Source organism: Streptomyces flaveolus (assembly GCF_014648815.1).
Taxonomy (GTDB): domain Bacteria; phylum Actinomycetota; class Actinomycetes; order Streptomycetales; family Streptomycetaceae; genus Streptomyces; species Streptomyces flaveolus.
Genome location: NZ_BMRV01000020.1, coordinates 49,349 through 73,809, shown reverse-complemented (window position 1 = coordinate 73,809; position 24,461 = coordinate 49,349). Strand labels below are relative to the sequence as shown.

22 protein-coding genes and 2 pseudogenes are annotated in these 24,461 nt (G+C 73.0%); 15 read left to right on the top strand and 9 right to left on the bottom strand.

The features are described 5' to 3' along the window. Positions 1-129: 129 nt before the first annotated feature. On the top strand, positions 130-1,587 hold the full coding sequence (locus IEZ05_RS32670; RefSeq protein ID WP_189233924.1) for an NCS2 family permease: 1,458 nt from the start codon (positions 130-132) through the stop codon (positions 1,585-1,587). A 10-nt stretch (positions 1,588-1,597) separates the two neighbouring features. On the opposite strand, the gene IEZ05_RS32665 is transcribed toward IEZ05_RS32670, so the two are convergent. After that, positions 1,598-1,786 (bottom strand): ribbon-helix-helix protein, CopG family, encoded by a 189-nt coding sequence (locus IEZ05_RS32665; protein WP_189233923.1) that lies wholly within the window; start codon positions 1,784-1,786, stop codon positions 1,598-1,600. Between the two features lie 150 nt (positions 1,787-1,936). Between IEZ05_RS32665 and IEZ05_RS32660 the strand changes: the two genes are divergently transcribed. The 3 genes from IEZ05_RS32660 to thpR are packed head-to-tail and all read left to right on the top strand — an operon-like array spanning position 1,937 to position 4,371. Beyond that, on the top strand, positions 1,937-2,374 hold the full coding sequence (locus IEZ05_RS32660) for a MarR family winged helix-turn-helix transcriptional regulator (RefSeq protein ID WP_189233922.1): 438 nt from the start codon (positions 1,937-1,939) through the stop codon (positions 2,372-2,374). 27 nt (positions 2,375-2,401) lie between these two features. Beyond that, positions 2,402-3,766 (top strand): MFS transporter, encoded by a 1,365-nt coding sequence (locus IEZ05_RS32655; RefSeq protein WP_189233921.1) that lies wholly within the window; start codon positions 2,402-2,404, stop codon positions 3,764-3,766. Between the two features lie 32 nt (positions 3,767-3,798). Continuing rightward, positions 3,799-4,371 carry an RNA 2',3'-cyclic phosphodiesterase gene (thpR, locus tag IEZ05_RS32650; RefSeq protein ID WP_189233920.1) on the top strand — a complete coding sequence of 191 codons (573 nt, stop codon included), beginning with the start codon at positions 3,799-3,801 and terminating at the stop codon, positions 4,369-4,371. 131 nt (positions 4,372-4,502) lie between these two features. Here thpR and IEZ05_RS32645 read toward each other — a convergent pair whose 3' ends face one another. Continuing rightward, on the bottom strand, positions 4,503-5,495 hold the full coding sequence (locus tag IEZ05_RS32645) for an aldo/keto reductase (protein WP_189233919.1): 993 nt from the start codon (positions 5,493-5,495) through the stop codon (positions 4,503-4,505). Between the two features lie 63 nt (positions 5,496-5,558). Continuing rightward, the gene (locus tag IEZ05_RS32640) at positions 5,559-6,236 is read right to left on the bottom strand and encodes a GDSL-type esterase/lipase family protein (protein WP_189233918.1); all 678 of its coding nucleotides are present in this window, start codon (positions 6,234-6,236) and stop codon (positions 5,559-5,561) included. Positions 6,237-6,336: 100 nt separating this feature from the next. On the opposite strand from IEZ05_RS32640, the gene IEZ05_RS32635 reads away from it, so the two are divergent. Then, on the top strand, positions 6,337-7,317 hold the full coding sequence (locus tag IEZ05_RS32635; RefSeq protein WP_189233917.1) for a WD40 repeat domain-containing protein: 981 nt from the start codon (positions 6,337-6,339) through the stop codon (positions 7,315-7,317). Here IEZ05_RS32635 and IEZ05_RS32630 read toward each other — a convergent pair. Next, positions 7,291-8,079: a TetR/AcrR family transcriptional regulator gene (locus tag IEZ05_RS32630; protein ID WP_189233916.1), complete on the bottom strand. Its 789-nt coding sequence runs from the start codon at positions 8,077-8,079 to the stop codon at positions 7,291-7,293. The two genes, IEZ05_RS32635 and IEZ05_RS32630, sit on opposite strands and share 27 nt — an antisense overlap. A gap of 89 nt (positions 8,080-8,168) precedes the next feature. On the opposite strand from IEZ05_RS32630, the gene IEZ05_RS32625 reads away from it, so the two are divergent. Next, complete coding sequence (locus IEZ05_RS32625) at positions 8,169-9,152, top strand: ATP-binding cassette domain-containing protein (protein WP_189233915.1); 984 nt, start codon at positions 8,169-8,171, stop codon at positions 9,150-9,152. Further along, positions 9,149-9,973 (top strand): ABC transporter permease, encoded by an 825-nt coding sequence (locus IEZ05_RS32620; protein WP_189233914.1) that lies wholly within the window; start codon positions 9,149-9,151, stop codon positions 9,971-9,973. The genes IEZ05_RS32625 and IEZ05_RS32620 overlap by 4 nt, the downstream gene beginning before the upstream one ends. A 65-nt stretch (positions 9,974-10,038) precedes the next feature. On the opposite strand, the gene serC is transcribed toward IEZ05_RS32620, so the two are convergent. Next, the gene (serC, locus tag IEZ05_RS32615; RefSeq protein ID WP_189233913.1) at positions 10,039-11,157 is read right to left on the bottom strand and encodes a phosphoserine transaminase; all 1,119 of its coding nucleotides are present in this window, start codon (positions 11,155-11,157) and stop codon (positions 10,039-10,041) included. Between the two features lie 110 nt (positions 11,158-11,267). Here serC and IEZ05_RS32610 point away from each other — a divergent pair, with 110 nt between their 5' ends. Further along, a complete protein-coding gene (locus IEZ05_RS32610; protein ID WP_189233912.1) occupies positions 11,268-14,150 on the top strand; it encodes an FAD-binding and (Fe-S)-binding domain-containing protein in 2,883 nt (960 codons plus the stop codon). Between the two features lie 19 nt (positions 14,151-14,169). Here IEZ05_RS32610 and IEZ05_RS32605 read toward each other — a convergent pair. Continuing rightward, a pseudogene (locus IEZ05_RS32605) lies at positions 14,170-15,354 on the bottom strand (alpha/beta hydrolase family protein). A 135-nt stretch (positions 15,355-15,489) separates the two neighbouring features. Here IEZ05_RS32605 and IEZ05_RS32600 point away from each other — a divergent pair. Beyond that, positions 15,490-16,260 carry a metallophosphoesterase family protein gene (locus IEZ05_RS32600; RefSeq protein ID WP_189233911.1) on the top strand — a complete coding sequence of 257 codons (771 nt, stop codon included), beginning with the start codon at positions 15,490-15,492 and terminating at the stop codon, positions 16,258-16,260. Between the two features lie 44 nt (positions 16,261-16,304). Here the strand turns inward: IEZ05_RS32600 and IEZ05_RS37150 are convergent. Then, a pseudogene (locus IEZ05_RS37150) lies at positions 16,305-16,550 on the bottom strand (hypothetical protein); the annotation flags it as partial. Positions 16,551-16,761: 211 nt separating this feature from the next. Here IEZ05_RS37150 and IEZ05_RS36645 point away from each other — a divergent pair. Together IEZ05_RS36645 and IEZ05_RS32590 are read left to right on the top strand one after the other, a co-directional pair. Further along, complete coding sequence (locus IEZ05_RS36645; RefSeq protein ID WP_373298888.1) at positions 16,762-17,103, top strand: FG-GAP repeat protein; 342 nt, start codon at positions 16,762-16,764, stop codon at positions 17,101-17,103. A 104-nt stretch (positions 17,104-17,207) separates the two neighbouring features. Next, the gene (locus tag IEZ05_RS32590) at positions 17,208-17,747 is read left to right on the top strand and encodes a DinB family protein (RefSeq protein WP_229869965.1); all 540 of its coding nucleotides are present in this window, start codon (positions 17,208-17,210) and stop codon (positions 17,745-17,747) included. A 37-nt stretch (positions 17,748-17,784) separates the two neighbouring features. Here the strand turns inward: IEZ05_RS32590 and IEZ05_RS32585 are convergent, their stop codons facing one another. Then, on the bottom strand, positions 17,785-18,399 hold the full coding sequence (locus IEZ05_RS32585; RefSeq protein WP_189233909.1) for an SUKH-4 family immunity protein: 615 nt from the start codon (positions 18,397-18,399) through the stop codon (positions 17,785-17,787). Between the two features lie 127 nt (positions 18,400-18,526). Next, the gene (locus tag IEZ05_RS32580) at positions 18,527-18,979 is read right to left on the bottom strand and encodes an NUDIX hydrolase (RefSeq protein ID WP_189233908.1); all 453 of its coding nucleotides are present in this window, start codon (positions 18,977-18,979) and stop codon (positions 18,527-18,529) included. Positions 18,980-19,175: 196 nt separating this feature from the next. Here IEZ05_RS32580 and IEZ05_RS32575 point away from each other — a divergent pair, with 196 nt between their 5' ends. The 4 genes from IEZ05_RS32575 (at position 19,176) to IEZ05_RS32560 (ending at position 24,457) form a co-directional block, all read left to right on the top strand. Beyond that, complete coding sequence (locus tag IEZ05_RS32575; protein WP_189233907.1) at positions 19,176-20,177, top strand: EamA family transporter; 1,002 nt, start codon at positions 19,176-19,178, stop codon at positions 20,175-20,177. A 220-nt stretch (positions 20,178-20,397) separates the two neighbouring features. Continuing rightward, a complete protein-coding gene (locus IEZ05_RS32570; RefSeq protein WP_189233906.1) occupies positions 20,398-21,192 on the top strand; it encodes a TIGR03084 family metal-binding protein in 795 nt (264 codons plus the stop codon). Continuing rightward, on the top strand, positions 21,189-22,862 hold the full coding sequence (locus IEZ05_RS32565) for an acyclic terpene utilization AtuA family protein (RefSeq protein ID WP_189233905.1): 1,674 nt from the start codon (positions 21,189-21,191) through the stop codon (positions 22,860-22,862). The genes IEZ05_RS32570 and IEZ05_RS32565 overlap by 4 nt, the downstream gene beginning before the upstream one ends. Further along, entirely contained in the window at positions 22,859-24,457 is a 1,599-nt protein-coding gene (locus IEZ05_RS32560; RefSeq protein WP_189233904.1) for an acyl-CoA carboxylase subunit beta, read from the top strand. Before IEZ05_RS32565 ends, IEZ05_RS32560 begins: the two co-directional genes overlap by 4 nt. Positions 24,458-24,461: the final 4 nt, after the last annotated feature.

Genomic DNA, 24,461 nt, shown 5'->3' with positions numbered 1-24,461 from the left:
GGGGTCTACGCGCGGAGATAGCGATCTGCGGCTCATACGTTCATACTGAACCCGTTTGTCTCTGACCGCTTTCATTCGTAGAAAACACCAACAAGGCCGTGGGGGAACCTGTTGGTGATGAGGTCTCGCATGTCCGCCTCGGCTGCTGCCAAGGTCCCCCCGTCCCCTGAGTCGCCCGAAGACCGGCGGCCCCCGCAGAACGCGCTCGACCGCTACTTCCGGATCTCCGAGCGCGGCAGCACGCTGCCCCGTGAGATCCGGGGCGGCCTCGCCACCTTCTTCGCGATGGCCTACATCATCGTGCTGAACCCGATCATCCTGGGCAGCGCGAAGGACATGTACGGCCACCAGCTCGACAACGGTCAGCTGGTCACCGCGACCGCGCTGACGGCGGCCTTCACCACGCTCCTCATGGGCGTGATCGGCAACGTCCCGATCGCGCTCGCGGCCGGTCTCGGCGTGAACTCCGTCGTCGCCCTCCAGCTCGCCCCGCGGATGTCCTGGCCCGACGCCATGGGCATGGTGGTGCTGGCCGGCTTCGTGGTCATGCTGCTGGTCGCCACCGGTCTGCGCGAGCGCGTGATGAATGCCGTGCCCTTCGGGCTGCGCAAGGCCATCGCCATCGGCATCGGCCTGTTCATCATGCTCATCGGTCTCGTCGACTCCGGGTTCGTCACCCGGATGCCGGACGCCGCCCAGACCACCGTCCCGCTCCAGCTGGGCACGGGGGGTCATCTGCTCGGCTGGCCCGTCCTGGTCTTCGTCCTCGGCGTGCTGCTCACGCTGGCGCTGATCGTCCGCAAGACCCCCGGCGCCATCCTGATCTCCATCGTCGTGATGACCGTCATCGCGATGATCATCAACGCCGTCGCCGACGTCCCGTCCTGGGGTCTGACCACGCCTCAGTGGCCCGGCAACCCGGTCTCCACGCCCGACTTCGGCCTGGTCGGCCAGGTCAGCCTGTTCGGCGGCTTCGAGGAGGTCGGCATCCTGACCGGCGTCCTCTTCGTCTTCACCGTCCTGCTGTCCTGCTTCTTCGACGCCATGGGCACGATCATGGCCGTCAGCGACGAGGCCAAGCTGACCGACGCGAAGGGCCAGATGCCGGGCATCAACAAGGTCCTGTTCGTGGACGGCGTCGCGGTCGCCGCGGGCGGTGCCAGCTCCTCCTCGGCCACCACCTGCTTCGTGGAGTCCACGGCCGGCGTCGGCGAGGGTGCCCGTACCGGCTTCGCCAACATCGTCAGCGGCGCGCTGTTCGCCGTGGCCCTCTTCCTCACGCCGGTCGCCACGATGGTCCCGTCGCAGGCGGCCACGCCGGCGCTGGTCGCGGTCGGCTTCCTGATCCTGGCCGGTTCGATCAAGGAGATCGACTGGTCCGACTTCACGGTCGCCGTCCCGGCCTTCGTGACGATGCTGATGATGCCGTTCACGTACTCGATCACCAACGGCATCGGCATGGGCTTCATCACCTTCACGGTGCTGCGCCTGGCGGTCGGCCGGGGCCGGGACGTGCCGGTGGCGATGTACGCCGTCTCGGCGGTCTTCGCCTTCTACTACCTGATGCCGGCCCTGGGCCTGACCTGATCCCGCGGGGTCACGGCACCCCGTAGAACCGTTCCGTCTCCTCGACGGCGGACTGGAACCGCTCGTCGAAGTCATTGCGAATGAGCGTCCGGACGACATAGTCCTGGACGCTCATTCCTCTTTTCGCCGCATGGTGCCGGAGCCGTTCGAGCAGCTCCCCGTCCATCCGCAGGCTGAGCACGCTGGTCCCCATGCGCACGAGGGTCGCCTCCGCCGACCGGGTGATGCTCCGGTTTCCGGAAATAGCTCACTCGTACGGGTGAAGCTTGGGTTTCCGTGGCGGGAGTCACGGGCAGTCGGCGGGGTGAGCGTTGGTATTTCGCTAGCCTAATGAGTTAGGCTAAGGACCATGCCGGACCTCAAGCATGGCGACGACGCTGCCGCCGTGAACTCCCTGCGCTCCGCCGTGATGCGGCTGTCCCGTCGGCTCAAGCACCAGCGGGTCGACGAGTCGCTCAGCCCCACCGAGATGTCGGTGCTCGGCACCCTGTCCAACTGCGGCAGCGCGACCCCGGGCGAACTCGCCCGCAAGGAACACGTCCAGCCGCCCTCGATGACCCGCATCGTGGCGCTCCTGGAGGCCAAGGGACTGGTCCGGCTGGAGCCGCACCCCGAGGACCGGCGCCAGAAGGTCGTGACGCAGACCGAGCAGGCCGTGGTGATGCTCGAGGAGAGCCGCCGCAAGCGGAACGCGTTCCTGGCCGCGCTGGTCGACGGGCTCGACGAGGACGAGTGGGCGAAGCTGCGCGCAGCGGCCCCCGTGCTGGAGAAGCTCGCACACCTGTAAGCAGTATTCGCGAGGAGGCGAACCCTTTTGAGTACGGGACCCGGAGCAGCTTCCGTCCCCGCACCTGACCACGACGACTCCCTGTCCAAGGCCCCCCGGGCCCCGCGCAAGACGTCCATGTTCGCCTCCCTGAAGGTCAGGAACTACCGCCTGTTCTTCCTGGGCCAGGTCGTCTCCAACATCGGCACCTGGATGCAGCGCATCGCCCAGGACTGGCTGGTGCTCAGCCTCACCGGCTCCTCCGCGGCCGTCGGCATCACGACGGCCCTGCAGTTCCTGCCGATGCTGCTCTTCGGTCTCTACGGCGGCGTCCTCGTCGACCGCCTGCGCAAGCGGCCCACGCTGCTGGTCACCCAGTCCGCGATGGCCCTGACCGCGCTCGCCCTCGCCGCGCTCACCCTGACCGGGCAGGTCCAGGTCTGGCACGTCTACGTCGCCGCCTTCGCGATGGGCCTGGCCACCGTCATGGACAACCCGGCCCGGCAGTCCTTCGTCTCCGAGCTGGTCGGCCGCGACCAGCTGCAGAACGCGGTCAGCCTGAACTCGGCCAACTTCCAGTCCGCCCGCCTGGTCGGCCCCGCCGTCGCCGGCCTGATGATCACCGGTGTGGGCACCGGCTGGGCGTTCCTCGCCAACGGCCTGTCCTTCGTGGCGCCGCTGAGCTGCCTGCTGCTGATGCGCGCGCGCGAGCTGCACGTCGTCCAGCGCGCCCCGCGCGGCAAGGGCCAGCTGCGCGAGGGCCTGCACTACGTCGCCGGGCGCCCGGAGCTGATCTGGACCATCGTCCTGGTCGGCTTCATCGGCACCTTCGGCTTCAACTTCCCGGTGTTCCTGTCCGCCTTCGCCGACGACGTCTTCGACGCGGGCGCCGGTGAGTACAGCCTCTTCAACACCCTCATGGCCGTCGGTTCCCTGGCCGGCGCCCTGCTCGCCGCCCGGCGCGGCACGTCCCGGCTGCGGGTCCTGATCGCGGCGGCCCTCGGCTTCGGCGTCCTGGAGATCGTCGCGGCGACAGCACCGCAGCTGTGGCTGTTCGCCCTGCTGATGATCCCGATCGGCGTCTTCAGCATGACGGTCAACGTCACCGCCAACACCAGCATCCAGATGTCCACCGACCCGGCCATGCGGGGCCGCGTCATGGCCCTGTACATGATGGTCTTCCTCGGCGGCTCCCCGGTCGGCGCCCCGATCGTCGGCTGGGTCACCGACACCTACGGCGCCCGGGTCGGCTTCGCCGCGGGCGGCGCCGTCGCGGCCACCGCGGCGGCCGTGATCGGCCTGATCCTGGCCCGCGTCGGCAATCTGCGCCTGTCGGTCGGCTGGCACCGGGGGCACCCGCAGGTGCGGTTCGTGCCGCGGGAGCGCAGGGAGGAACTGGCCCCGGCGGCGTAGGCCGCGTCCCGGCGGTCTGGGAAGGTGACGGCATGAGACTCTTCGCCGCCGTACTGCCCCCGGAGGACGTCGTCGCCGGCCTCGCCGCCGAGGTGGCCGCGCTGAGGAGGCTGCCCGGCGCGGACGGGCTGCGCTGGACGGGCCGCCCGGGGTGGCACCTCACGCTCGCCTTCTACGGCGAGGTCGACGACGACGTCGTACCGGACCTGTCGGCCCGCCTGGAGCGCGTCGCGCACCGCACCGCGCCCTTCGAGCTGGCGCTGCGCGGCGGCGGCCAGTTCGGGCACGGACGGGCCCTGTGGGTGGGGGCCGAGGGCGGCCTGCCCGCCCTGCGGCTGCTCGCCGAACGTGCCGAGTCGGCGGCGCGCAAGGCGGGCGTCCCGATGGGCGAGCACCGGCGCTACCAGGCCCACCTGACGCTGGCCCGCAGCCGGGAGGCGTTCGACGTGGCGCCGTACGTCGAGGCGCTGGACGGCTTCACCGGCCGCACCTGGACCGTGACGGACCTGGCGCTGGTGCGCAGCAACCTGCCGAGGTCCGGGGTGCCGGGCGAGCAGCCCCGCTATGAGACGGTCGCCCGCAGTCCGCTCGGCGCGTCCGGTTAGGCTCGGGGGCGTGGACCCGAAGACCCGTAACCGGATCATGGCCGGTGTGCTCGTGCTGATGTTCGTCGTCGTGGCGGTGGCGGCGGCGCTCGGTTAGCCGAGGTCGCCGCCACCGTCGGACCCTGCGCGCCTTACCAGGCGAAGGCCTCCGGCGAGGGCCCCGGCCCCGGGAAGATCTCGTCCAGCCCGCTCAGCAGCTCCTCGGACAGCTCCAGCTCCACGGCCCGCAGCGCCGACGCCAGCTGCTCGGCGGTCCGCGGGCCCACGATGGGGCCGGTCACGCCGGGCCGGGTCAGCAGCCAGGCGAGCGCGGCCTCGCCGGGTTCGACGCCGTGCTTGTCGAGCAGGTCCTCGTAGGCCTGGATCTGCGCCCGCTTCGCGGGGTCGGCCAGGGTGTCGGCCGCCCGCCCGGAGGCGCGCCGTCCGCCCTGGACCTCCTTCCTGATGACGCCGCCCAGCAGCCCGCCGTGCAGCGGCGACCACGGGATGACGCCGAGACCGTAGTCCTGCGCGGCCGGGATGACCTCCATCTCGGCGCGGCGCTCGGCCAGGTTGTAGAGGCACTGCTCGCTGACGAGGCCGATGGTGCCGCCGCGCCGGGCGGCTGTCTCGTTGGCCTGGGCGATCTTGTACCCGGGGAAGTTCGAGGACCCGGCGTACAGCACCTTGCCCTGCTGGACCAGGGTGTCGATGGCCTGCCAGATCTCGTCGAAGCCGGTGGCGCGGTCGATGTGGTGGAACTGGTACAGGTCGATGTGGTCGGTCCGCAGCCGCTTCAGGCTGGCGTCGACGGCCCGGCGGATGTTCACGGCGGACAGCTTGTCGTGGTTGGGCCACGCGTCGCCGTCGGCGGCCATGTTGCCGTACACCTTGGTGGCGATGACGGTCTTGTCGCGCCGGTCGCCGCCCTTGGCGAACCAGTTGCCGATGATCTCCTCGGTACGGCCCTTGTTCTCGCCCCAGCCGTACACGTTGGCGGTGTCGAAGAGGTTGATGCCCGCGTCCAGCGCCGCGTCCATGATCGCGTGGCTGTCGGCCTCGTCGGTCTGCGGACCGAAGTTCATGGTCCCGAGGACGAGCCGGCTGACCTTGAGTCCTGTGCGTCCGAGCTGCGTGTACTTCATGGTCCCCAAGCCAACGACCTGGAGTGCGCTCCAGGCAAGCGGGTCCGCACGGTCGCGGTCGGGTCAGGGCGCCGCGTACTCCCCGCCCAGCCCCCACTCCTCGTGCAGCGCCCGGGCGAACGCGCCCGCGATCTTGTGCTCGCCGGCCTCGTTGGGGTGGGTGCCGTCGTAGGTGTCCGTGTGGAAGTCGTACGACTGCGGCGGCGGGACGAGGAGGAGGGCGGAGCCCGGTTCGTCGAGGTCGGTGAGGGTCTTGGCCAGGAGTTCGTTGAAGCGGTGGACCTGGTCGGCGAAGGGCGCGTCGGCCTCCACCCGTATGTTCGTGATCACCGGCATGACGGCCACGCGGACGCGCGGGTTCGCCGACCGGGCCGCGGCCACGAAGGCGCGGACGTTGTCCGCGGTCTGCTCCGGGTTGGTGTAGAAGCCGAGGTCGATCAGACCGAGGGAGACCAGGAGCACGTCCGCGCGGTGGACGCGGACCGCCTCGCCGATCAGCGGCGTCATGTGGTGCCAGCCCTCGCCCCAGCCGGCCAGGTGCGCGCGGGGGAAGCCGGGGTCGGCGTAGGCGTACGAGGTGGGGGCGTCCGTCGCCGGGTCGTGCAGCGACTCGCGGGGGCCGGCGAACGTGAAGGGGCGGCCGTACGTGTCGCGCAGGTGCTGCCACATGCGGTAGCGCCACGTGTGTTCCCCGGCGCTCCCGATGGTCATGGAGTCACCGACGAACATGAACCTGAGCATCCGCTCATCATGGACGATCAGCCTGGCCGACGCGATGTGAGCCCGGCCACCCGGGACGACCGTCACCGTGAACGCCCGCGCGGGATGGCAGGCTTGGCACATGCGCCGATCTTTCGCCCTCCTCGTCTCGGCCCTCCTCGTGGGCGCGTTCGCCGTGCCCGCCTCCGCCGCCGACGGGGACGACGGAAGCGACGGGTTCACGATCAAGGACCCGCGCATCACCGAGTCCAGCGGCCTCGCCGCCTCCCGCCTCCACCCCGGCGTCTACTGGACGCACAACGACCAGGACAACGGCCCCTACCTCTACGCCGTCGACGGCGCCACCGGCGAGACCGTCGCCCGCGTCGCGCTCTCCGGCGTGGGCACGCCTCGGGACGTGGAGGCGATCTCCATCGGGCCCGGCAACAAGATCTTCGTCGGCGACATCGGGGACAACCTCGGCGGCACCTGGCCGTACGTGTGGATCTACGAGCTGCCCGAGCCGAGGGAACTGAAGGACCAGACGGTCAAGGCCACGCAGTACGTCGTGAAGTACGCGGACGGCGCCCGCGACGCCGAGTCCATGGTCGTCCACCCGAAGACCGGGCGCGTCTACATCATCGACAAGAACGAGGACGGCGGGCACCTGTACGAGGGCCCGGCGAAGCTGTCCTCCTCCGGCACCAACGTCTTCCGGCCCACCGTCCCCGTCGATCTGTGGGCCACCGACGCCGCGTTCTCCCCGGACGGCGAGCGGCTCGCCGTGCGCGGCTACCTCGGCGGCATCTGGTACGCGTGGAACGGCGGGAAGATCCAGCGCAAGGGCCGCATCAGTGTGCCCCTGGGGCAGGGCGAGTCCGCCACCTACACCGCCGACGGCGCGAAGCTGCTGCTCGGGATGGAGGGCGCGAACAGCCCCGTGAAGGCCGAGGACGCGCCCGGGGGCGGCCCGTCCGGCGGGGGTGGCGCCGCGTCGGGCGGCGGGACCGAGGCCTCCGGTGAGGGCGGGGCCGGCGGGGACACGCTCAAGGTCGGCGCGCTCGGCCTGATCGTGGCGTGCGGGGCCCTGTTCGGGCTACGACGGCTGTTCCGGCGTCGCTGAGCCGCCCGCCGCCCGCCGCGCGGTCACCAGCACCTCCAGCCCGTCCAGGATGCGCTGAAGCCCGAACTCGAAGTGGTCGAAGCCGGTGCCGAAGGCGTCCTCCGACAGGGACGCCAGCACCGGGTAGCGCCCGCTCGTCATGGCCTTCTCCAGCACCGGCTGCTGGGCCTGCCAGAACTGGGCGTCCGTCAGCCCGGAGCTGCGCTCGGCCTCCTCCTGGTACACCTGCGTGCGGGCGGCTCCGACGACATACCCGTCGATCATGACGATCGCCGACACCAGTTCGGGGTCGGTGAGGCCCATCGGCCTGATCCGGGTGAGCACCTTCTCCATGCCGTCCAGAGCGGCCGGGCCGAGGATCGCGCGGGACTGGTTGACCTCCAGCAGCCAGGTGTGGCGGCGGTAGAGGGCGAGGGTGGCGTGGCCGAGGGCCTCCAGCGCCGAGCGCCAGCCGCCGTCACCGAAGCCGTCGGGCTCCTGGGACGTGCGCTGGACGCGGTCCAGCATCAGGTCGATCAGCTCGCCCTTGCCGGGGACGTAGCGGTAGAGGGACATCGTGCCGGTGCCCAGCTCCGTGGCGATCCGGCGCATCGAGACCGCGCCGAGCCCGTCGCGGTCCGCGACCTCGACGGCGGCCTCGACGATCCGCTCCAGCGTCAGGCCCGGCCTGGGCCCGCGGCTGGGCCGCCGGCCGGTGTCCCACAACAGTTCCAGGGTGCGGTTGATGTCGCCGCTGCCGCTGGTCTCCGTACCGCTTGCCATGGGGTCAGTCTAGGTCCGCGGGAAAAAACTGGGTACAGCGTACGCGTAATCGGGTACGGTGTACTCAGTCAGGGAGCGAGAGGGGACCCATGAGCGACGGACACGCGGTACGGGCCGAGGGCCTTCAGAAGCGGTACGGCGAGAAGCACGCCCTCGACGGCTTCGACCTGGCCGTCCGCGAGGGCACCGTGCACGGCCTGCTGGGACCGAACGGCGCCGGCAAGACCACCGCCGTGCGCATCCTGTCCACACTGGTCCGGCTGGACGCAGGGCGGGCCGAGGTGGCCGGTCTGGACGTCGCCCGGCAGGCGCGCGAGGTGCGGGCGCGGATCGGGCTCACCGGGCAGTACGCGGCCGTGGACGAGGTGCTCACCGGCCGGCAGAACCTGGAGATGTTCGGGCGCCTGTTCCACCTCGGCGGCAGGCGGGCCCGGGCCCGCGCCGTCGAGCTGTTGGAGCAGTTCGACCTGACCGACGCCGCCGACCGGGGCGTCGGCAAGTACAGCGGCGGTATGCGGCGCCGCCTCGACCTGGCCGCCTCCATGATCCTCGCGCCGTCCGTGCTGTTCCTGGACGAGCCGACCACGGGCCTCGACCCCCGCAGCCGCGGCGAGGTCTGGGACTCCGTGCGGGCACTGGTGGCGAGCGGCACGAGCGTGCTGCTGACCACGCAGTACTTGGAGGAGGCCGACAAGCTCGCCTCCCGCATCACCGTCATCGACCAGGGCCGCGCCATCGCCGACGACACCCCGGACGGGCTGAAGAACCTGGTGGGCGGCGACCGCGTCGAGGTCGTGGTCGCCGAACGGGCGGACATCCCGAGGGTGGTGAAGGTGGTCGCCCGGGTCTGCGACGGCGAACCCGAGGCCGACGAGGAGGCGCTGCGCGTGCACGCGCCGGTCACCGACCGGGTGTCCGCGCTGACCGAGGTCGCCCGCACCCTCCAGGACGAGCAGGTCGCCGTGGAGGACATCGGGCTGCGCAGGCCCAGCCTCGACGACGTGTTCCTGCGCCTGACCGGACACCGGACGGACCGTGCCGGCCGTGCGGGTAAGGAGGCGGTGGCGGCATGAGCGCCCTCGACCTGACGACGGCCCCGCGCGGGCGCGGGCGGCTGTACTGGCTCCTCGCCGACTGCGGCAACATCGTCCGCCGCGGGCTGACCCACTACCAGCGCCAGCCCGTCAACATCGCCTGGCAGCTGGGCTTCCCGATCCTGTCGGTCCTGCTCTACGGCTATGTCTTCGGCAGCGCGATGACCGTGCCCGGCGGCGGGGACTACAAGGACTTCCTGATGCCGGGCATGTTCGTGATGACCATGGCCTTCGGCTTCATCAACACCGCGACCGTCGTCGTCCACGACTCGACCAGGGGCGTCATCGACCGGTTCCGGTCCATGCCGATGTCGTCCTCCGCGGTGGTGGCGGGACGGGGCGTCACCGACCTCGTGGTCGCCTGCGCCGAGCTGGCCATCATGATGCTGACGGCGCTGGCCATGGGGTGGCGGCCGGACGGCGGCTGGGGCTTCGCGGCGGCGTTCGGGCTGCTGCTGTGGCTGCGGTTCGCGCTGATCTGGGTCGGCGTGTGGCTCGGCCTGCTCGTGCCCGACCCGGAGGCGGCGGGCGGCCTGTTCGCGGTCGCCTTCCCGCTGACGATGATCTCCAGCATCTTCGTCGCCCCGCAGCTCATGCCCGACTGGCTGGGCTGGGTGGCCGCCTGGAACCCCATCTCCTCCACGGCGGCGGCGGCCCGCGACCTGTTCGGCACGCCGGCGGGCGGCGGCGACTCGTGGGTCGAGCAGCACGCGCTGCTGATGGCGGGAGCCTGGCCGGTGGTGCTGACGGCGGTCTTCCTGCCGCTGGCGGTGCGCCGCTTCCAGCGGCTCAGCCGGTAGGAGCGGGAGAACGGCGAGGGGCGCCCGGCATGCCGGGCGCCCCTACCGTCGTACGGGAGTGGTGATCAGAGCTTCTCGATCACGTAGTCGATGCACTTGGTCAGCGCCTCGACGTCGGCCGGGTCGATCGCCGGGAACATCGCGACCCGCAGCTGGTTGCGGCCGAGCTTGCGGTACGGCTCGGTGTCGACGATGCCGTTGGCGCGCAGCACCTTGGCGACGGCGGCGGCGTCGATGTCGTCGGAGAAGTCGATGGTGCCGATGACCTGCGACCGCTTGGCCGGGTCGGTGACGAACGGCGTCGCGAACTTCACGTCCTCTGCCCAGCCGTACAGCGTGCGCGCGGAGGTCGCGGTGCGGCGGACGGTGAAGTCCAGGCCGCCCTGGCCGTTCATCCACTCCAGCTGCTCGTTGAGGAGGAACAGGGTGGCCAGCGCCGGGGTGTTGTACGTCTGGTTCTTGCGGGAGTTGTCGATCGCCGTCGGCAGCGAGAAGAACTCCGGGACGTGCCGGCCGGACGCGTGGATCCGCTCGGCGCGCTCGATGGCGGCCGGGGAGAAGACGCCGATCCACAGGCCGCCGTCGGAGGCGAAGGACTTCTGCGGGGCGAAGTAGTAGACGTCGGTCTCGGCGATGTCGACGGGCAGGCCGCCGGCGCCCGAGGTCGCGTCGACCAGCACGAGGGAGCCCTCGTCCGCGCCGGCGACCCGCTCGATGGGCATGGCGACACCGGTCGAGGTCTCGTTGTGGGTGAACGCGTACACGTCCACGCCGGCCTCGGCCCGCGCCTCGGGGTGGGTGCCCGGGTCGGCGGAGACGACCGTCGGCTCGGCCAGCCAGGGGGCGAGCTTGGCCGCCTTGGCGAACTTGGAGGAGAACTCGCCGAAGGTGAGGTGCTGCGACTTGTTCTCGATCAGGCCGTGCGTCGCGACGTCCCAGAACGCCGTGGAGCCGCCGTTGCCGAGGATCACCTCGTAACCGTCGGGGAGCTGGAACAGCTCGCGGATGCCCTCACGGACCTTGCCGACCAGGTTCTTGACCGGGGCCTGGCGGTGGGAGGTCCCGAGGAGGGACGTACCGGTGGCGGCCAGCGCGTCCAGCGCCTCCACCCGCACCTTGGAGGGACCCGCGCCGAATCGACCGTCCGCGGGCTTGATGTCAGCAGGAATCTGGATCTCAGCCACGAGCCGGAGGCTACCCCCTGGGTGAAACCGGACGGCGACATGTCCGTCCGATGAGACGAGATCTCCGCCTTGCGGACCTGTAGCGAGCTACGAGAGCCCATCCTGGACGCATGACCGATCTGGAGGCAGCACTGCGCGGGGCCGTCCGGGGCGAGGTCGGATTCGACGTCACCTCCCGGGCGCTGACCACCATGGACGCGTCCAACTACCGGCGCGTCCCGCTCGGGGTGGTGGCGCCGCGGGACGCCGACGACGTGGCAGCCGTGCTGGAGGTGTGCCGGGAGCGGGGTGTGCCGGTCGTGGCGCGCGGCGGGGGCACGTCGATCGCGGGGCAGGCCACCGGCAGGGGCGTCGTCCTGGACTTCACCCGGCACATGAACCGGCTGGTCTCCCTCGACCCCGGGGCGCGCACGGCGGTCGTCCAGCCGGGCCTGGTCCTCGACCGCCTCCAGGAGGCCGCCGCTCCGCACGGCCTGCGCTTCGGCCCCGACCCCTCCACCCACAGCCGCTGCACGCTCGGCGGGATGATCGGCAACAACTCGTGCGGCTCCCACTCGGTGGCCTGGGGCACCACGGCGGACAGCGTGCGCGAGCTGACCGTGCTGACCGCGCGCGGGCGGCGGCTGCGGCTCGGGCGGGACTGGGCGGGGGCGCCGGAGGGCCTGCGCGAGCTGGTGGACGGCGACCTGGCGCGGCTGCGCACCGGCTTCCCCGCCCTGCCCCGCCGCATCTCCGGCTACGCGCTGGACGCGCTGCTCCCCGAGCACGGCGCGGACGTCGCCCGCTCCTTCTGCGGCTCGGAGGGCACGCTGGGCGTGCTGACCGAGGCGGAGGTCCGGCTGGTCGAGGCGCCACGCGCGCGTGCGCTGGCGGTGCTGGGCTACGCCGACGAGGCCGGGGCCGCGGAGGCGGCGGCCGGCCTGCTGCCGCTCGGGCCGCTGACCGTGGAGGGCATGGCGGTGGACCTGGTGCCGTCCGCGCGGGGGCTGCCGCGGGGCGGGGCCTGGCTGTTCGTGGAGACGGGCGGTGCGTCGCAGGCGGAGGCACGCGCGCGTGCGGAGGCCGTCGTGCGGGCGGCCGACGTCGTGGACGCGCTGGTGGTGACCGACCCGGCCGGGCAGCGGGCGCTGTGGCGGATCCGGGAGGACGCGAGCGGCACGGCGACGCGGATGCCTGGGGGCACCTCCCAGACGGAGTCCGGGGGAGGGGCGGAGGCGTGGCCGGGCTGGGAGGACTGCGCGGTGCCGCCGGCCCGGCTCGGCGCCTACCTGCGGGACTTCAGGGCGCTGCTGACCGCCCACGGCCTGCGCGGCACGCCGTACGGGCACTTCGGCGACGGCTGCATCCACGTACGCATCGACTTCGACCTGCTGACGGACGCCGGGGTGGCCCGCTTCCGCCGCTTCTCGCAGGAACTGGCGGACGTGGTCGTGGCCCACGGAGGCTCCCTCTCCGGGGAGCACGGGGACGGGCAGGCGCGGGCGGAGCTGCTGCCGCGGATGTACGGCGAGGAGACGGTGGCCCTCTTCGAGCGGGCCAAGGGCGTCTGGGACCCGGACGACCTGCTCAACCCGGGGATGCTGGTCCGCCCGGCGCCGCTGGACGCGAACCTGCGCTTCGCCGTCCTGCCGCGCGACCCGGTGGACGTGGAGTTCGGCTACCCGGCCGACGGGGGCGACTTCTCGGCGGCGGTGCGACGCTGCGTCGGCGTCGCCAAGTGCCGTACGGCGTCGGTCTCCGGCTCCGGGGTGATGTGCCCCTCGTTCCGGGCGACGGGGGAGGAGGAGAACTCCACGCGGGGCAGGGCGCGGCTGCTGCACGAGATGCTCGCCGGTGAGCTGGTGACCGACGGCTGGCGGTCCACGGAGGTCCGCGACGCCCTGGACCTGTGTCTGTCCTGCAAGGGCTGCCGCTCCGACTGCCCGGTCGGGGTGGACATGGCCACGTACAAGGCGGAGTTCCTGCACCACCACTACGCGGGCCGGCGCCGCCCCGCCGCCCACTACGCGATGGGGTGGCTGCCGGTGTGGCTGCGCTGGGCGGCGTGGACCCGGACCGCTCCGGTCGTCAACGCCCTGGCCTCGGTCCGGCCGTTGGCCGCGGTGGCGAAACGGCTGGGCGGGATCGCGGGCGAGCGGGAGCTGCCGCGGCTGGCCGGGGAGACGTTCACGCGGTGGTGGCGCAGGCGGCGTCCGGCCGCCGGGCGGTCCGGCGACCTGGTGGTGCTCTGGCCCGACACCTTCACCGAGCACCTGTCACCGTCCGTGGGGCGGGCCGCCGTACGGGTGCTGGAGGCCGCGGGACTGCGGGTGGCTCTGCCGCCGACGCTGCGGGGCCGGGCCGTCGGGGACGGTGCCTCGGGGTCGGCGGCCGACCTGCTGACCGCCCGCCGGGGCCGGGTCTGCTGCGGCCTGACGTACGTCTCCACGGGTCAGCTGGACCGGGCCCGCGCGGTGATGCGCCGCACGCTGGACCTGATGGCGCCGGTGCTGGAGACGCGCGCGCCGGTGGTCGTCCTGGAACCGAGCTGCGCGGCGGCCCTGCGCACGGACCTGCCGGAACTGCTCCACGACGATCCGCGCGCCGCCCGGCTCGCCGCCCGCGTCCTGACGTTCGCCGAGGCCCTGGAGCGCCACGCCCCCGACTGGACCCCACCCGCCGTGGACCGCCCGGTCACCGGCCAGACCCACTGCCACCAGCACGCGGTACTGGGAGACGCGGCCGACCGCCGTCTGCGCGAGGCGGCGGGCCTGACCGGTGAGCTGAGCGGCGGCTGCTGCGGCCTCGCGGGCAACTTCGGCTTCGAGAAAGGCCATCACGCGGTCTCGGCCGCGTGCGCCGAGGACCAGTTGCTGCCGGCGGTGCGTGAGGCACCGGACGGGGCGGTGGTCCTGGCGGACGGCTTCTCGTGCCGGACACAGCTGGAGCAGCTGGCGGGTGTGCGGGGGCGGCATCTGGCGGAGGTGCTGGCGGAGGGGCTGACGGGGGAGTGACGGCCGGGATCACGGGGCCCTACGGCTGGTGGAACTCGACCTCCGGGTGGGAGGGCGTGGGGCCGTCGAGCAAGGGCCGGGGGACGCCGCCCAGGTGGAGGTCGAAGAAGGCGGCGACGTAGTCGCGGGTGAGGGATCAGCCGCGTTCGCCCGAGAGCGGCACCGCCAGGTCCGGTAGTCCGAGCTGATCCCCCAGCCAGGGGAAGTCGGTGAAGGAGAAGTGCCCGGCGCCGTCGAAGGTCAGCCAGCGTTTCCAGCCGTGCAGCCGGTTCCAGGCCTCGGGCCAGTCGGTGCCGGTGCTGTCGGGACGATGAGTGGCCTCCGCGCCGATCATCAGGATCGGCCGCCCGCCGAGCCCCGCCCCGGGGGCCTGGACGAAGAAGTCACCGTCCAGGTCGGCACCCGCCCGCACCCGCCGGTCGGCCGCCATGGCAGCGGCGGCGGCCGCTCCTCCGATCGAGTGCCCGGCGACCCCGATCCGTCGCGAGTCGATGACGCGGGAGAGGGCGGCACCCGGACCCCGACGTCCCGTCAGTTCATCGATCACGAAAGACAGGTCGGCGGCGCGCCCGCGGACGACCGCCGCCTGCTCCGGCCCCGGACCGACCTCGTCGCACGCCACGCAGGGCGGTATCCGGCCGCCGGGGAACTCCGTGCCGACGGATTCGTACGCGTGGTCCACGGCGGCGACGACGTAGCCGCGACTGGCCAGGTCGTCGGCGAGCGAGGTGAGCGTGGTGCGCGGCATCCCGAAGCCGGGGGACAGCAGCACCAGGGGGAAGCGGCCCGGCGCCGGGGGAGCGGAGACCCGGGCCTGCGTACGCGTCCCGGCGACCGTCTCGGGCGGCACGACCCCGCCGAGCCCTCTGGTCTCCAGCAGGAGCCGCGCCTCCTCGGTGGTCATGTAGGCCGCGGGCGACCCGCCGGCCGAGCGGGCCGGATAGGACACGGACACCATCAACTCCCGGTGTCCCGCCGCCGGTACCCAGGGATCCGTACGGCTCCGGTCGACGAGGTGCAGGGTGCGGCGGCCCACCGGGTGGGGACCGGTGAGCGCGGGCAGCTCCAGCTCCGCGGTGGCGGACAGGGCCCCGACCGCCCGGGGTCGGGCTGCCGATGCGGTGGGCGCGGCGCCCAGCAGCGGGACAGACAGGGCGCAGGTGAGCAGCGCGGCCATGACGACGCTGCGTGATCTACGGTTCATGCAGGCGAAGTTAGGTCCGGTCGAGCGCCCGGCGCGTCGGCCCAGGGCGGTACTTGGCCGTAGGTCCGCGGGACGACCCCGGGGCCCGGTGTCCGACCGTGGTGCCGGACCGGGCCGCGCGGAAGGAGAGGGTGAGTGGCGTACGAACTGGGACGGGTGGCCGTCCTTTCCGACATCCACGGGGTGCTGCCCGCGCTGGAGACCGTGCTCGCCGAACCGGAGGTGGCCGCCGCCGAACGGATCGTGCTGACCGGCGACATCACTGCGGGTCCACAGCCGCGCGAGGTGGTCGAGCTGCTGCGCGGCCTGGGCGAGAGGGTGCTGTGGATCGGCGGCAACGCCGACCGCGAACTCGTCGAGTACCGCAGGGGCGAGCGCGCCACGATCCCCGACCCGATCGGGCCCTACGCGGCGGAGTGCCTCACCGACGAGCAGGTGCAGTTCCTCGCGGACCTGCCCACCTCGCTGACCCTCGGCGTGCGCGGTCACGGCAGGGTGCTGTTCTGCCACGCCACGCCCCGGGACGACGAGGAGGTGGTGCTGGTCGACTCGCGCCGCGACCGGTGGACGGAGGTGTTCGCCGGCCTGCCCGACGACGTCCGCACGGTGGTGTGCGGCCACACCCACATGCCCTACGTCCGGCTGTCCCACGGCCGCCTGGTGGTCAACCCGGGCAGCGTCGGCATGCCCTACGGCCGCGCCGGCGCCCACTGGTGCCTCCTCGGCCCAGGCACCGACCTGCGGGTCACCCCGTACGACGTACCGACGGCGGTGACCCGGCTCGTCACCGAGTGCACCTACCCCGACATCGCCGCATGGGCCGACGAGTACCTGTGGGCGAGGGGCACGGACACGGAGGCCCTGCAGACCTTCGGCCCGAGGGACGGCCGCGGGGGAGGGGCCTGAGGAACCGCACGGGGCGGGCCGCCACCGCCGGGCCGGCTCGAGCCCTCCAGCCTCCGTCCCCGGCTCTCCGCCACTCGCAGGGCGTCGGCGAGGGCCTCCGACAGACGCTCGGCCAGGAAGCGGATCTCGCCGTGCGGGGCATTCGGGAGGACTCGGGGATGGCCGAGTAGTTCGGCGCCCACGCCGAGCTGCTGGCGTGCGGAGCAGTGGCGTAGCGGTCGGCTGCGCGAAGCCCCCCGGGGGGCGGGAACCGGAACCGCGACGGGCGCGCGGCACGTGTTCGTCCGTATGGACGGTTCGGGTGATCAAGCGGAGGCGCCGCGGCGGTGACGTGAGCCGCAGCTCGGTGACGGTGGGGTACGGGTCGGAGGCCGGGCCAGGGAAGCGCACGACGACCGTCGACCGCGACACGCCCGGCGTGCCCGGCGAGGCACCCCAGGACGAGGACACCGTCTTCGTCACCCTGGGCACCGGGACGTCGACGGCGACGGATACACGGACGTGGTGGCCGGTGCTCCCCGCTGGGACGTGTGCGGCAAGCCCGGCCCGGAGCAGGTGATGTTCCTGGCGGGCGGCCCGGACGGGCTCAGCGGTATGGGCGCTCGGTCGTTCGACGGCGACGGACGTGCCGACCTCGTGGTGACCGCGCCCGGCGGCGACACGGCCGACGGCGTCGCGCACCTGCTGCGCCGCCGACGGGCCGTCCACCGAGGGTGTCACCCGGCTGTCCGGGGACGCCTTCGACGACACGGAGGGGCTGGGGCTGCTGATGGGCGGCGGAGGGGTCGCCCATCAGGCCGTGCGGAGTCTGTTGGGCTCCGTGCTCTGCGATGCTCCATCTAGGACGAGATCTGACCTCGATGGTTCATAGCGTGGTTCTCGACCGACGGAACGAACACTGGACGACGGAGACCGACGTGACCTTCGACGAGACGACCACCCGAGACCTGACCACCCACGACGCGACCGAGGCCCCGGCCGTCACCGACGAGCGTGCCGACCTGCTGGCGATGCTGGCCAAGCACCGGCACTTCCTGCGCTTCACCACCCGCGACCTCACCGACGAGCAGGCCGGGCTGCGGCCCACCGCGAGCGAGCTCTGTCTGGGCGGCCTGATCAAGCACGTGACCTCGGTCGAGCGGAGCTGGGGCGACTTCCTTCTGGAAGGCCCGTCGGCGATGGGGGACTTCACGGCCTTGACCGAGGCCGACTGGGCCCGGCGGGCCGACGAGTTCCGGATGCTGCCCGGTGAGACGCTGGCCGGTGTACTGGCCGACTACGCCGAGGTGGCCCGCCGGACCGACGACCTGGTCGCCACCTTGCCCGACCTGGGGGCCGTGCAGCCGTTGCCGAAGGCCCCGTGGTTCGAGGACACGCACTGGTCGGCGCGCCGGGTGCTGATGCACATCATCGCCGAGACCGCTCAGCACGCCGGCCACGCCGACATCATCCGCGAGACCCTGGACGGCGCGAAGAGCATGGGCTGACCGGCGGTGCCCGGTCGGGCGGGCGGGTGCCCGGCGGTCACCCGTAGAGCGAGCGGGCTCCCGGGCTGTCGCCCCGGAAACGCTGACCCATGGCGATCTCCTCGCCGACCACCGACCAGACCGTCCCGTCGTCCTGGAAGGGGAGCGGGTCGAGCCCGTCCGTCTCCCGGCGGACGCGCTCGACCTCGCGCTCCAGGCGCTCGAAGCCGGCTTCCTCGTCACCCTCGTCGCCGAAGGTGAACCCGTCCAGCAGGCGCTGGAACCGCACGGTGACCCGGACGAGGGAGGAGGCGTCCGTGTGGAGTTCCCGCACGCTCTCCTCGTCGGGATCGAAGGCGTACACCTTGCCGCTGCCGGGATCCAGTGCGAGATGGGCGTTGAGGAGCCAGGCGATGACGGGCCAGTCGCCCGCGTCGTGCGAGGCGCCCTCGAAGTCCTCGGCGTCGACGACGTCCCGGACGAGGGGCAGCCGGCCGGACTCCCCGTCGGGCTCACGCAGCGAGAGCGTCCCGGTGGGGACGCCGACGGTCTGCAGGAGGCGGGCGCCCTCGGTCTCCGCGGCGAGGGGCGGGAAGGCGGTGGCGGGCAGGGTGGCGAGCCGGTCCTCGCCGAAGATGTCGGCGAGTTCGCCGCGGGTGACGTCGAACAGCACGGTCAGGACTCCGAACTCGGGCGTTGCAGGGTGCCGTGGGACGGGCCGGTGACTTGACGAAGCGGCACTCCACGGGTGGACAGGGGCTTCTGGCCGGGCGACCGGCGCTTTCGGCACCAGGGGCGGCTCAGGGAACCGTCTCGCCCCGCACCAGCGGGCCGCACACCGGCTGGATGCCCTCGGGGAGGCCGTCCGGGCGGCACCAGCGGGCCTCCAGGATCTCGAACGGGTCGAGGCGCAGCTCGCCGCCCAGCAGCCGGGCCTCGTACGCCACCTCCATGCGGGTGCGCAGGCCGCTGGTCAGCATGACCAGCCGGCCCACCTCCACCTCCAGGCCGGTCTCCTCCGCGACCTCGCGCACCACGGTCGCCCGGAAGTCCTCGCCCTTGCGCGCGAAGCCGCTCGGCAGACCCCACTGGCGGCCAGGCGGCCACATCCGGTGCCTCAGCATCAGCACCCGCCCCTCGTCGTCGCGCACGACACTGGTCACGCCGACGACGAACTTGGCGTTGAGGAACCACATGATGCGGCTCTGCAGCGGGCGCAGCAGGCGCCAGAGGCGGGCAAGGAGTCGTCTCACGCCGCGGACGCTACCTCCTCGGCGGGCGGACCCGTCCGGCGAGGTCCCGCCCGCCGGACGGACGTCCGTTGACAGCCGCACACCCCGCCCCCGACAGTTGCATGACAGGGCTATGCGCCTGACTGAGTCCATTACCCTGGACTGTGCCGTACAGCACGATGAACGAAATCGACCCGCAGACCGTCCCGGAGCCCTCGTGAGCACCTCCAGCGCCACCCCCGGCACCCCCTCCCCGGCCGCCTCCACGGCGGGCCCCGAGGCAGCGCAGGCCGTCGGCCACGCGCCCGCGCCGGGTGGTGCCCCGACCGGTCGCTGGGGGTCCCTCGGCCCGGTCGGACTGGTCCTCGCCGGGGGGATCTCCGTGCAGTTCGGCGCCGCGCTGGCGGTGAGCCTGATGCCCCGGGCCGGCGCCCTCGGCGTGGTGACCCTGCGGCTGGTCGTGGCCGCCGTCGTCCTGCTCCTGGTCTGCCGTCCCCGGCTGCGCGGCCACTCCCGGGCCGACTGGGGCACGGTCGTCGTCTTCGGCATCGCCATGGCCGGCATGAACGGCCTCTTCTACCAGGCCGTCGACCGCATCCCGCTCGGCCCCGCCGTCACCCTGGAGGTGCTCGGCCCGCTCGCCCTGTCGGTCTTCGCCTCCCGCCGCGCGGTCAACCTGGTGTGGGCCGCGCTCGCCCTGGCCGGCGTCTTCCTGCTCAGCGGCGGCGGCTTCGACAGCCTCGACCCGGCCGGTGCCGCCTTCGCGCTCGGGGCGGGCGTGATGTGGGCCGCGTACATCGTCTTCAGCGCGCGCACCGGCCGCCGCTTCCCGCAGGCCGACGGGCTGGCCCTCGCCATGGCGGTCGGCGCGGTGCTGTTCCTGCCGCTGGGCATCGCCGAGTCGGGGGCCGAGCTGATCGACCCCGTGACGCTCGCGCTGGGCGCCGGGGTGGCCCTGCTCTCCTCCGTCCTGCCGTACACGCTCGAACTGCTCGCGCTGAGGCGCCTGCCCGCGCCGACCTTCGCCATCCTCATGAGCCTGGAGCCCGCCATCGCCGCGGCGGCCGGCTTCCTCATCCTCGACCAGGCCCTGTCCGCCACCCAGTCCGCCGCCATCGCCCTGGTGGTCGCGGCCAGCATGGGCGCGGTCCGGACCCAGGTGGGCCGGCGAAGCCGCGCCGAGCGGCAGCTCCCGGGCCCAGGAGCCGACGGCCAGTAGACGCCGCGCTCTCCCCGGCATCCCGCTCCCGGCCCCCGCCCGGCTCACACCGGCGCGGGGGCCGGCGCGTTTTCCGGCAGGCCCGCCCCGCCCCCGGCGGCACCCCGCCCGCGCCCCGGCCCCGCTGAAATTCATGCAAGCATGCTTGATTGTTTACGCCCCCGCTGCCATGCTCCACACCACACCGCGCCGCACGCCGCCGTGCCCGAGGGGAGCGCCCGTGTCCGACCCGACGCCCGTGATCGACGACCTGCGCGAGGAGAGCGAGGAGCTCGACGCGCTGGTCGCCCCGCTGAGCCCCGAGCGGTGGACGCTCGCCACGCCCGCCCCGGGCTGGACCATCGCCCACCAGATCGCCCACCTGGCCTGGACCGACCGGTCCGCCCTGGTCGCCGTCACCGACGAGGACGGCTTCAAGGCGCTGGTGGAGAAGGCCCTCGCCGCCCCCGGCACCTTCGTCGACGACGGCGCGGAGGAAACCGCCCGCCGGGCCCCCGCCGAGCTGCTGGCGTACTGGCGCGAGGGCCGCCGGCGGCTCGACACCGCGCTGCGCGAGTCGGCCCCCGGCGCCCGTTTCCCCTGGTACGGCCCGCCCATGGCGGCCGCCTCCATGGCCACCGCCCGGCTCATGGAGACCTGGGCCCACGGCCTCGACGTCGCCGAGGCGCTCGGCGTGACGCGCCCGCCCACCGGCCGCCTGCGACACATCGCCCGCATCGGCGTGCGCACCCGGGACTTCGCGTACGCGGCCCACGGCCTCACCCCGCCCGCCGAGCCGTTCCGCGTCGAGCTCACCGGACCGGACGGCGGCCCGTGGACGTACGGCCCCGAGGACGCGACCCAGCGCGTCACCGGCCCCGCCCTCGACTTCTGCCTCCTGGTCACCCAGCGCGCCCACCGCGCCGACCTCGCCCTCAACGCCGAGGGCCGGGACGCCGACCGCTGGCTGGACATCGCCCAGGCCTTCGCCGGACCGCCGGGAGCGGGCCGGAAGCCGAAGGGGGCAGAGGGGTGACGGCACCGCTGCGTATCGGCAACGCCTCCGGCTTCTACGGCGACCGTTTCGACGCGATGCGCGAGATGCTCACCGACGGCCCCCTGGACGTCCTCACCGGCGACTACCTCGCCGAGCTGACCATGCTCATCCTCGGCCGCGACCGGCTCAAGAACCCCGACGCGGGATACGCGCGCACCTTCCTGCGCCAACTGGAGGAGTGCCTCGGCCTCGCCCACGACCGGGGCGTCCGCATCGTCACCAACGCCGGCGGACTCAACCCCGCCGGACTCGCCGACGCCGTACGCGCCCTCGCCGGCCGGCTCGGCATCCCCGTACGGGTCGCGCACGTCGAGGGCGACGACCTCACCGCCGCCCACCCGGGAGCGCTGGCCGCGCACGCCTACCTCGGCGGCTTCGGCATCGCCGCGTGCCTGCGCGCGGGCGCGGACGTCGTCGTCACCGGGCGGGTCACCGACGCGGCCCTGGTCACCGGGCCCGCCGCCGCGCACTTCGGCTGGGCGCCGACGGAGTACGACCGGCTCGCGGGCGCGGTAGTCGCCGGGCACGTGCTGGAGTGCGGGACACAGGCGACCGGCGGCAACTACGCCTTCTTCCGGGACGGCGACGTCCGGCGCCCCGGCTTCCCGCTCGCCGAGCTGCACGCCGACGGCACCTGCGTCATCACCAAGCACGACGGCACCGGCGGCTTCGTCGGCACCGGCACGGTGACCGCCCAGCTGCTGTACGAGACGGGCGGCGCCCGGTACGCGGGGCCCGACGTCACCGCCCGGCTGGACACCGTACGGCTCACCCAGGACGGCCCCGACCGGGTACGGATCGACGGCGTCCGCGGTGAGGCCCCGCCGCCGACGCTCAAGGTCGGACGCAACCGCCTCGGCGGCTTCCGCAACGAGGTCACCTTCGTGCTCACCGGCCTCGACGTCGAGGCCAAGGCCGCCCTCGTACGGGCGCAGATGGAACCGGCCCTCGGCAAGGTCACCGACGTCCGCTGGGACCTGGTCCGCACCGACCGGCCGGACGCGCCGACCGAGGAGACGGCCAGCGCCCTGCTGCGGCTCGTCGTCCGCGACGCCGACCAGCAGGCCGTCGGGCGGGCGCTGAGCGGGGCCGCCGTCGAACTGGCCCTCGCCAGTTACCCCGGCTTCCATGTGTCGGCGCCCCCCGGCAAGGGCTCGCCCTACGGGGTCTTCGAGGCCGCCCACGTCCCACAGGACGGCGTCGACCACGTCGCCGTCCTCCACGACGGCCGGCGCGTCCCCGTGGCACCGGCCCCCGACACCGCCGTACTGACGGCCGTACCGGAGCCGCCCGTGCCGGAGCCGTTGCCGCCGGGGCCCCGCAGGCGCGCGCCCCTCGGGCTTGTCGCCGGGGCCCGCAGCGGCGACAAGGGCGGCAGCGCCAACGTCGGCGTGTGGGCCCGCACCGACGAGGCCTGGCGCTGGCTCGCGCACGAGCTGACCACCGACCGGTTCCGGGAGCTGCTCCCCGAGGCCCGCGACCTGCCCGTCACGCGGCACGTGCTGGCGAACCTGCGCGCCCTGAACTTCGTGGTCGAGTCGATCCTCGGCGAGGGCGTCGCCGCCCGGCACCGCTTCGACCCGCAGGCCAAGGCGCTCGGCGAATGGCTGCGCGCCCGCCACCTGGACATCCCGGAGGTTCTCCTGTGACGGTCCTGCCCACCACCGTCGACCCGGCCGGCCCCGACCACCGGGCCAACCGCGAGGCCATGCTCGGCCGGCTCGCCGAACTGGACGCCGAGCACGCCAAGGCCCTCGCGGGCGGCGGCGAGAAGTACGTCGCCCGGCATCGCGAACGCGGCAAGCTGCTCGCCCGCGAACGCGTCGAGCTGCTCCTCGACCCCGACACGCCCTTCCTGGAGCTGTCGCCGCTGGCGGCCTGGGGCAGCGAGTACACGGTCGGCGCCTCCCTCGTCACCGGCATCGGCGTCGTCGAGGGCGTCGAGTGCCTGATCACCGCCAACGACCCGACCGTGCGCGGCGGCGCCAGCAACCCCTGGTCGCTGAAGAAGGCCCTGCGCGCCAACGACATCGCCCTCGCCAACCGGCTGCCCTGCATCAGCCTGGTCGAGTCCGGCGGCGCCGACCTGCCGTCGCAGAAGGAGATCTTCATCCCCGGCGGCGCGATCTTCCGCGACCTGACCCGGCTGTCCGCGGCCGGCATCCCCACCGTGGCCGTCGTCTTCGGCAACTCCACGGCGGGGGGCGCCTACATCCCCGGCATGTCCGACCACGTGATCATGGTCAAGGAGCGCGCCAAGGTGTTCCTCGGCGGGCCACCGCTGGTCAAGATGGCCACCGGCGAGGAGAGCGACGACGAGTCGCTCGGCGGTGCCGAGATGCACGCCCGCACCTCGGGCCTCGCCGACTACTTCGCCGTGGACGAGCCGGACGCCCTGCGCCAGGCCCGCCGCGTCGTCGCCCGCCTCAACCACCGCAAGGCGTACGCCGATCCGCCGGCTGCCGAGCCGCCCGAGTACGACCCCGAGGAACTCCTCGGCATCGTCCCCGGCGACCTCAAGACCCCCTTCGACCCGCGCGAGGTCATCGCCCGGATCGTCGACGCATCCGACTTCGACGAGTTCAAGCCGCTGTACGGGACCAGCCTCACCACCGGCTGGGCGAGCCTGCACGGCTACCCGGTCGGCATCCTCGCCAACGCGCGGGGCGTCCTGTTCAGCGAGGAGTCGCAGAAGGCCGCCCAGTTCATCCAGCTCGCCAACCAGCGCGACATCCCGCTCCTCTTCCTGCACAACACCACCGGCTACATGGTCGGCAGGGAGTACGAGCAGGGCGGCATCATCAAGCACGGCGCGATGATGATCAACGCCGTCTCCAACTCACGGGTCCCGCACCTGTCCGTCCTCATGGGGGCGTCGTACGGCGCCGGGCACTACGGCATGTGCGGCAGGGCCTACGACCCGCGCTTCCTGTTCGCCTGGCCCAGCGCCAAGTCCGCCGTCATGGGCCCGCAGCAGCTCGCCGGGGTGCTCTCCATCGTCGCCCGCCAGTCGGCCGCCGCGAAGGGCCGGCCGTACGACGACGAGGCGGACGCGGCACTGCGCGCCATGGTGGAGCAGCAGATCGAGTCCGAGTCGCTGCCCATGTTCCTGTCCGGGCGGCTCTACGACGACGGCGTCATCGACCCGCGCGACACCCGCACCGTCCTCGGCCTGTGCCTGTCCGCCATCCACACCGCGCCCTACGAAGGGGCGCGCGGTGGCTTCGGCGTCTTCCGAATGTGAAGGG

Coding starts and splice junctions, on each gene's coding strand:
- IEZ05_RS32670 (WP_189233924.1), top strand. CDS start 130: ATGTCCGCCTCGGCTGCTGCCAAGGTCCCCCCGTCCCCTGAGTCGCCC.
- IEZ05_RS32660 (WP_189233922.1), top strand. CDS start 1,937: ATGCCGGACCTCAAGCATGGCGACGACGCTGCCGCCGTGAACTCCCTG.
- thpR (WP_189233920.1), top strand. CDS start 3,799: ATGAGACTCTTCGCCGCCGTACTGCCCCCGGAGGACGTCGTCGCCGGC.
- IEZ05_RS32645 (WP_189233919.1), bottom strand. CDS start 5,495: ATGAAGTACACGCAGCTCGGACGCACAGGACTCAAGGTCAGCCGGCTC.
- IEZ05_RS32640 (WP_189233918.1), bottom strand. CDS start 6,236: ATGCTCAGGTTCATGTTCGTCGGTGACTCCATGACCATCGGGAGCGCC.
- IEZ05_RS32635 (WP_189233917.1), top strand. CDS start 6,337: ATGCGCCGATCTTTCGCCCTCCTCGTCTCGGCCCTCCTCGTGGGCGCG.
- IEZ05_RS32630 (WP_189233916.1), bottom strand. CDS start 8,079: ATGGCAAGCGGTACGGAGACCAGCGGCAGCGGCGACATCAACCGCACC.
- IEZ05_RS32625 (WP_189233915.1), top strand. CDS start 8,169: ATGAGCGACGGACACGCGGTACGGGCCGAGGGCCTTCAGAAGCGGTAC.
- IEZ05_RS32620 (WP_189233914.1), top strand. CDS start 9,149: ATGAGCGCCCTCGACCTGACGACGGCCCCGCGCGGGCGCGGGCGGCTG.
- IEZ05_RS32610 (WP_189233912.1), top strand. CDS start 11,268: ATGACCGATCTGGAGGCAGCACTGCGCGGGGCCGTCCGGGGCGAGGTC.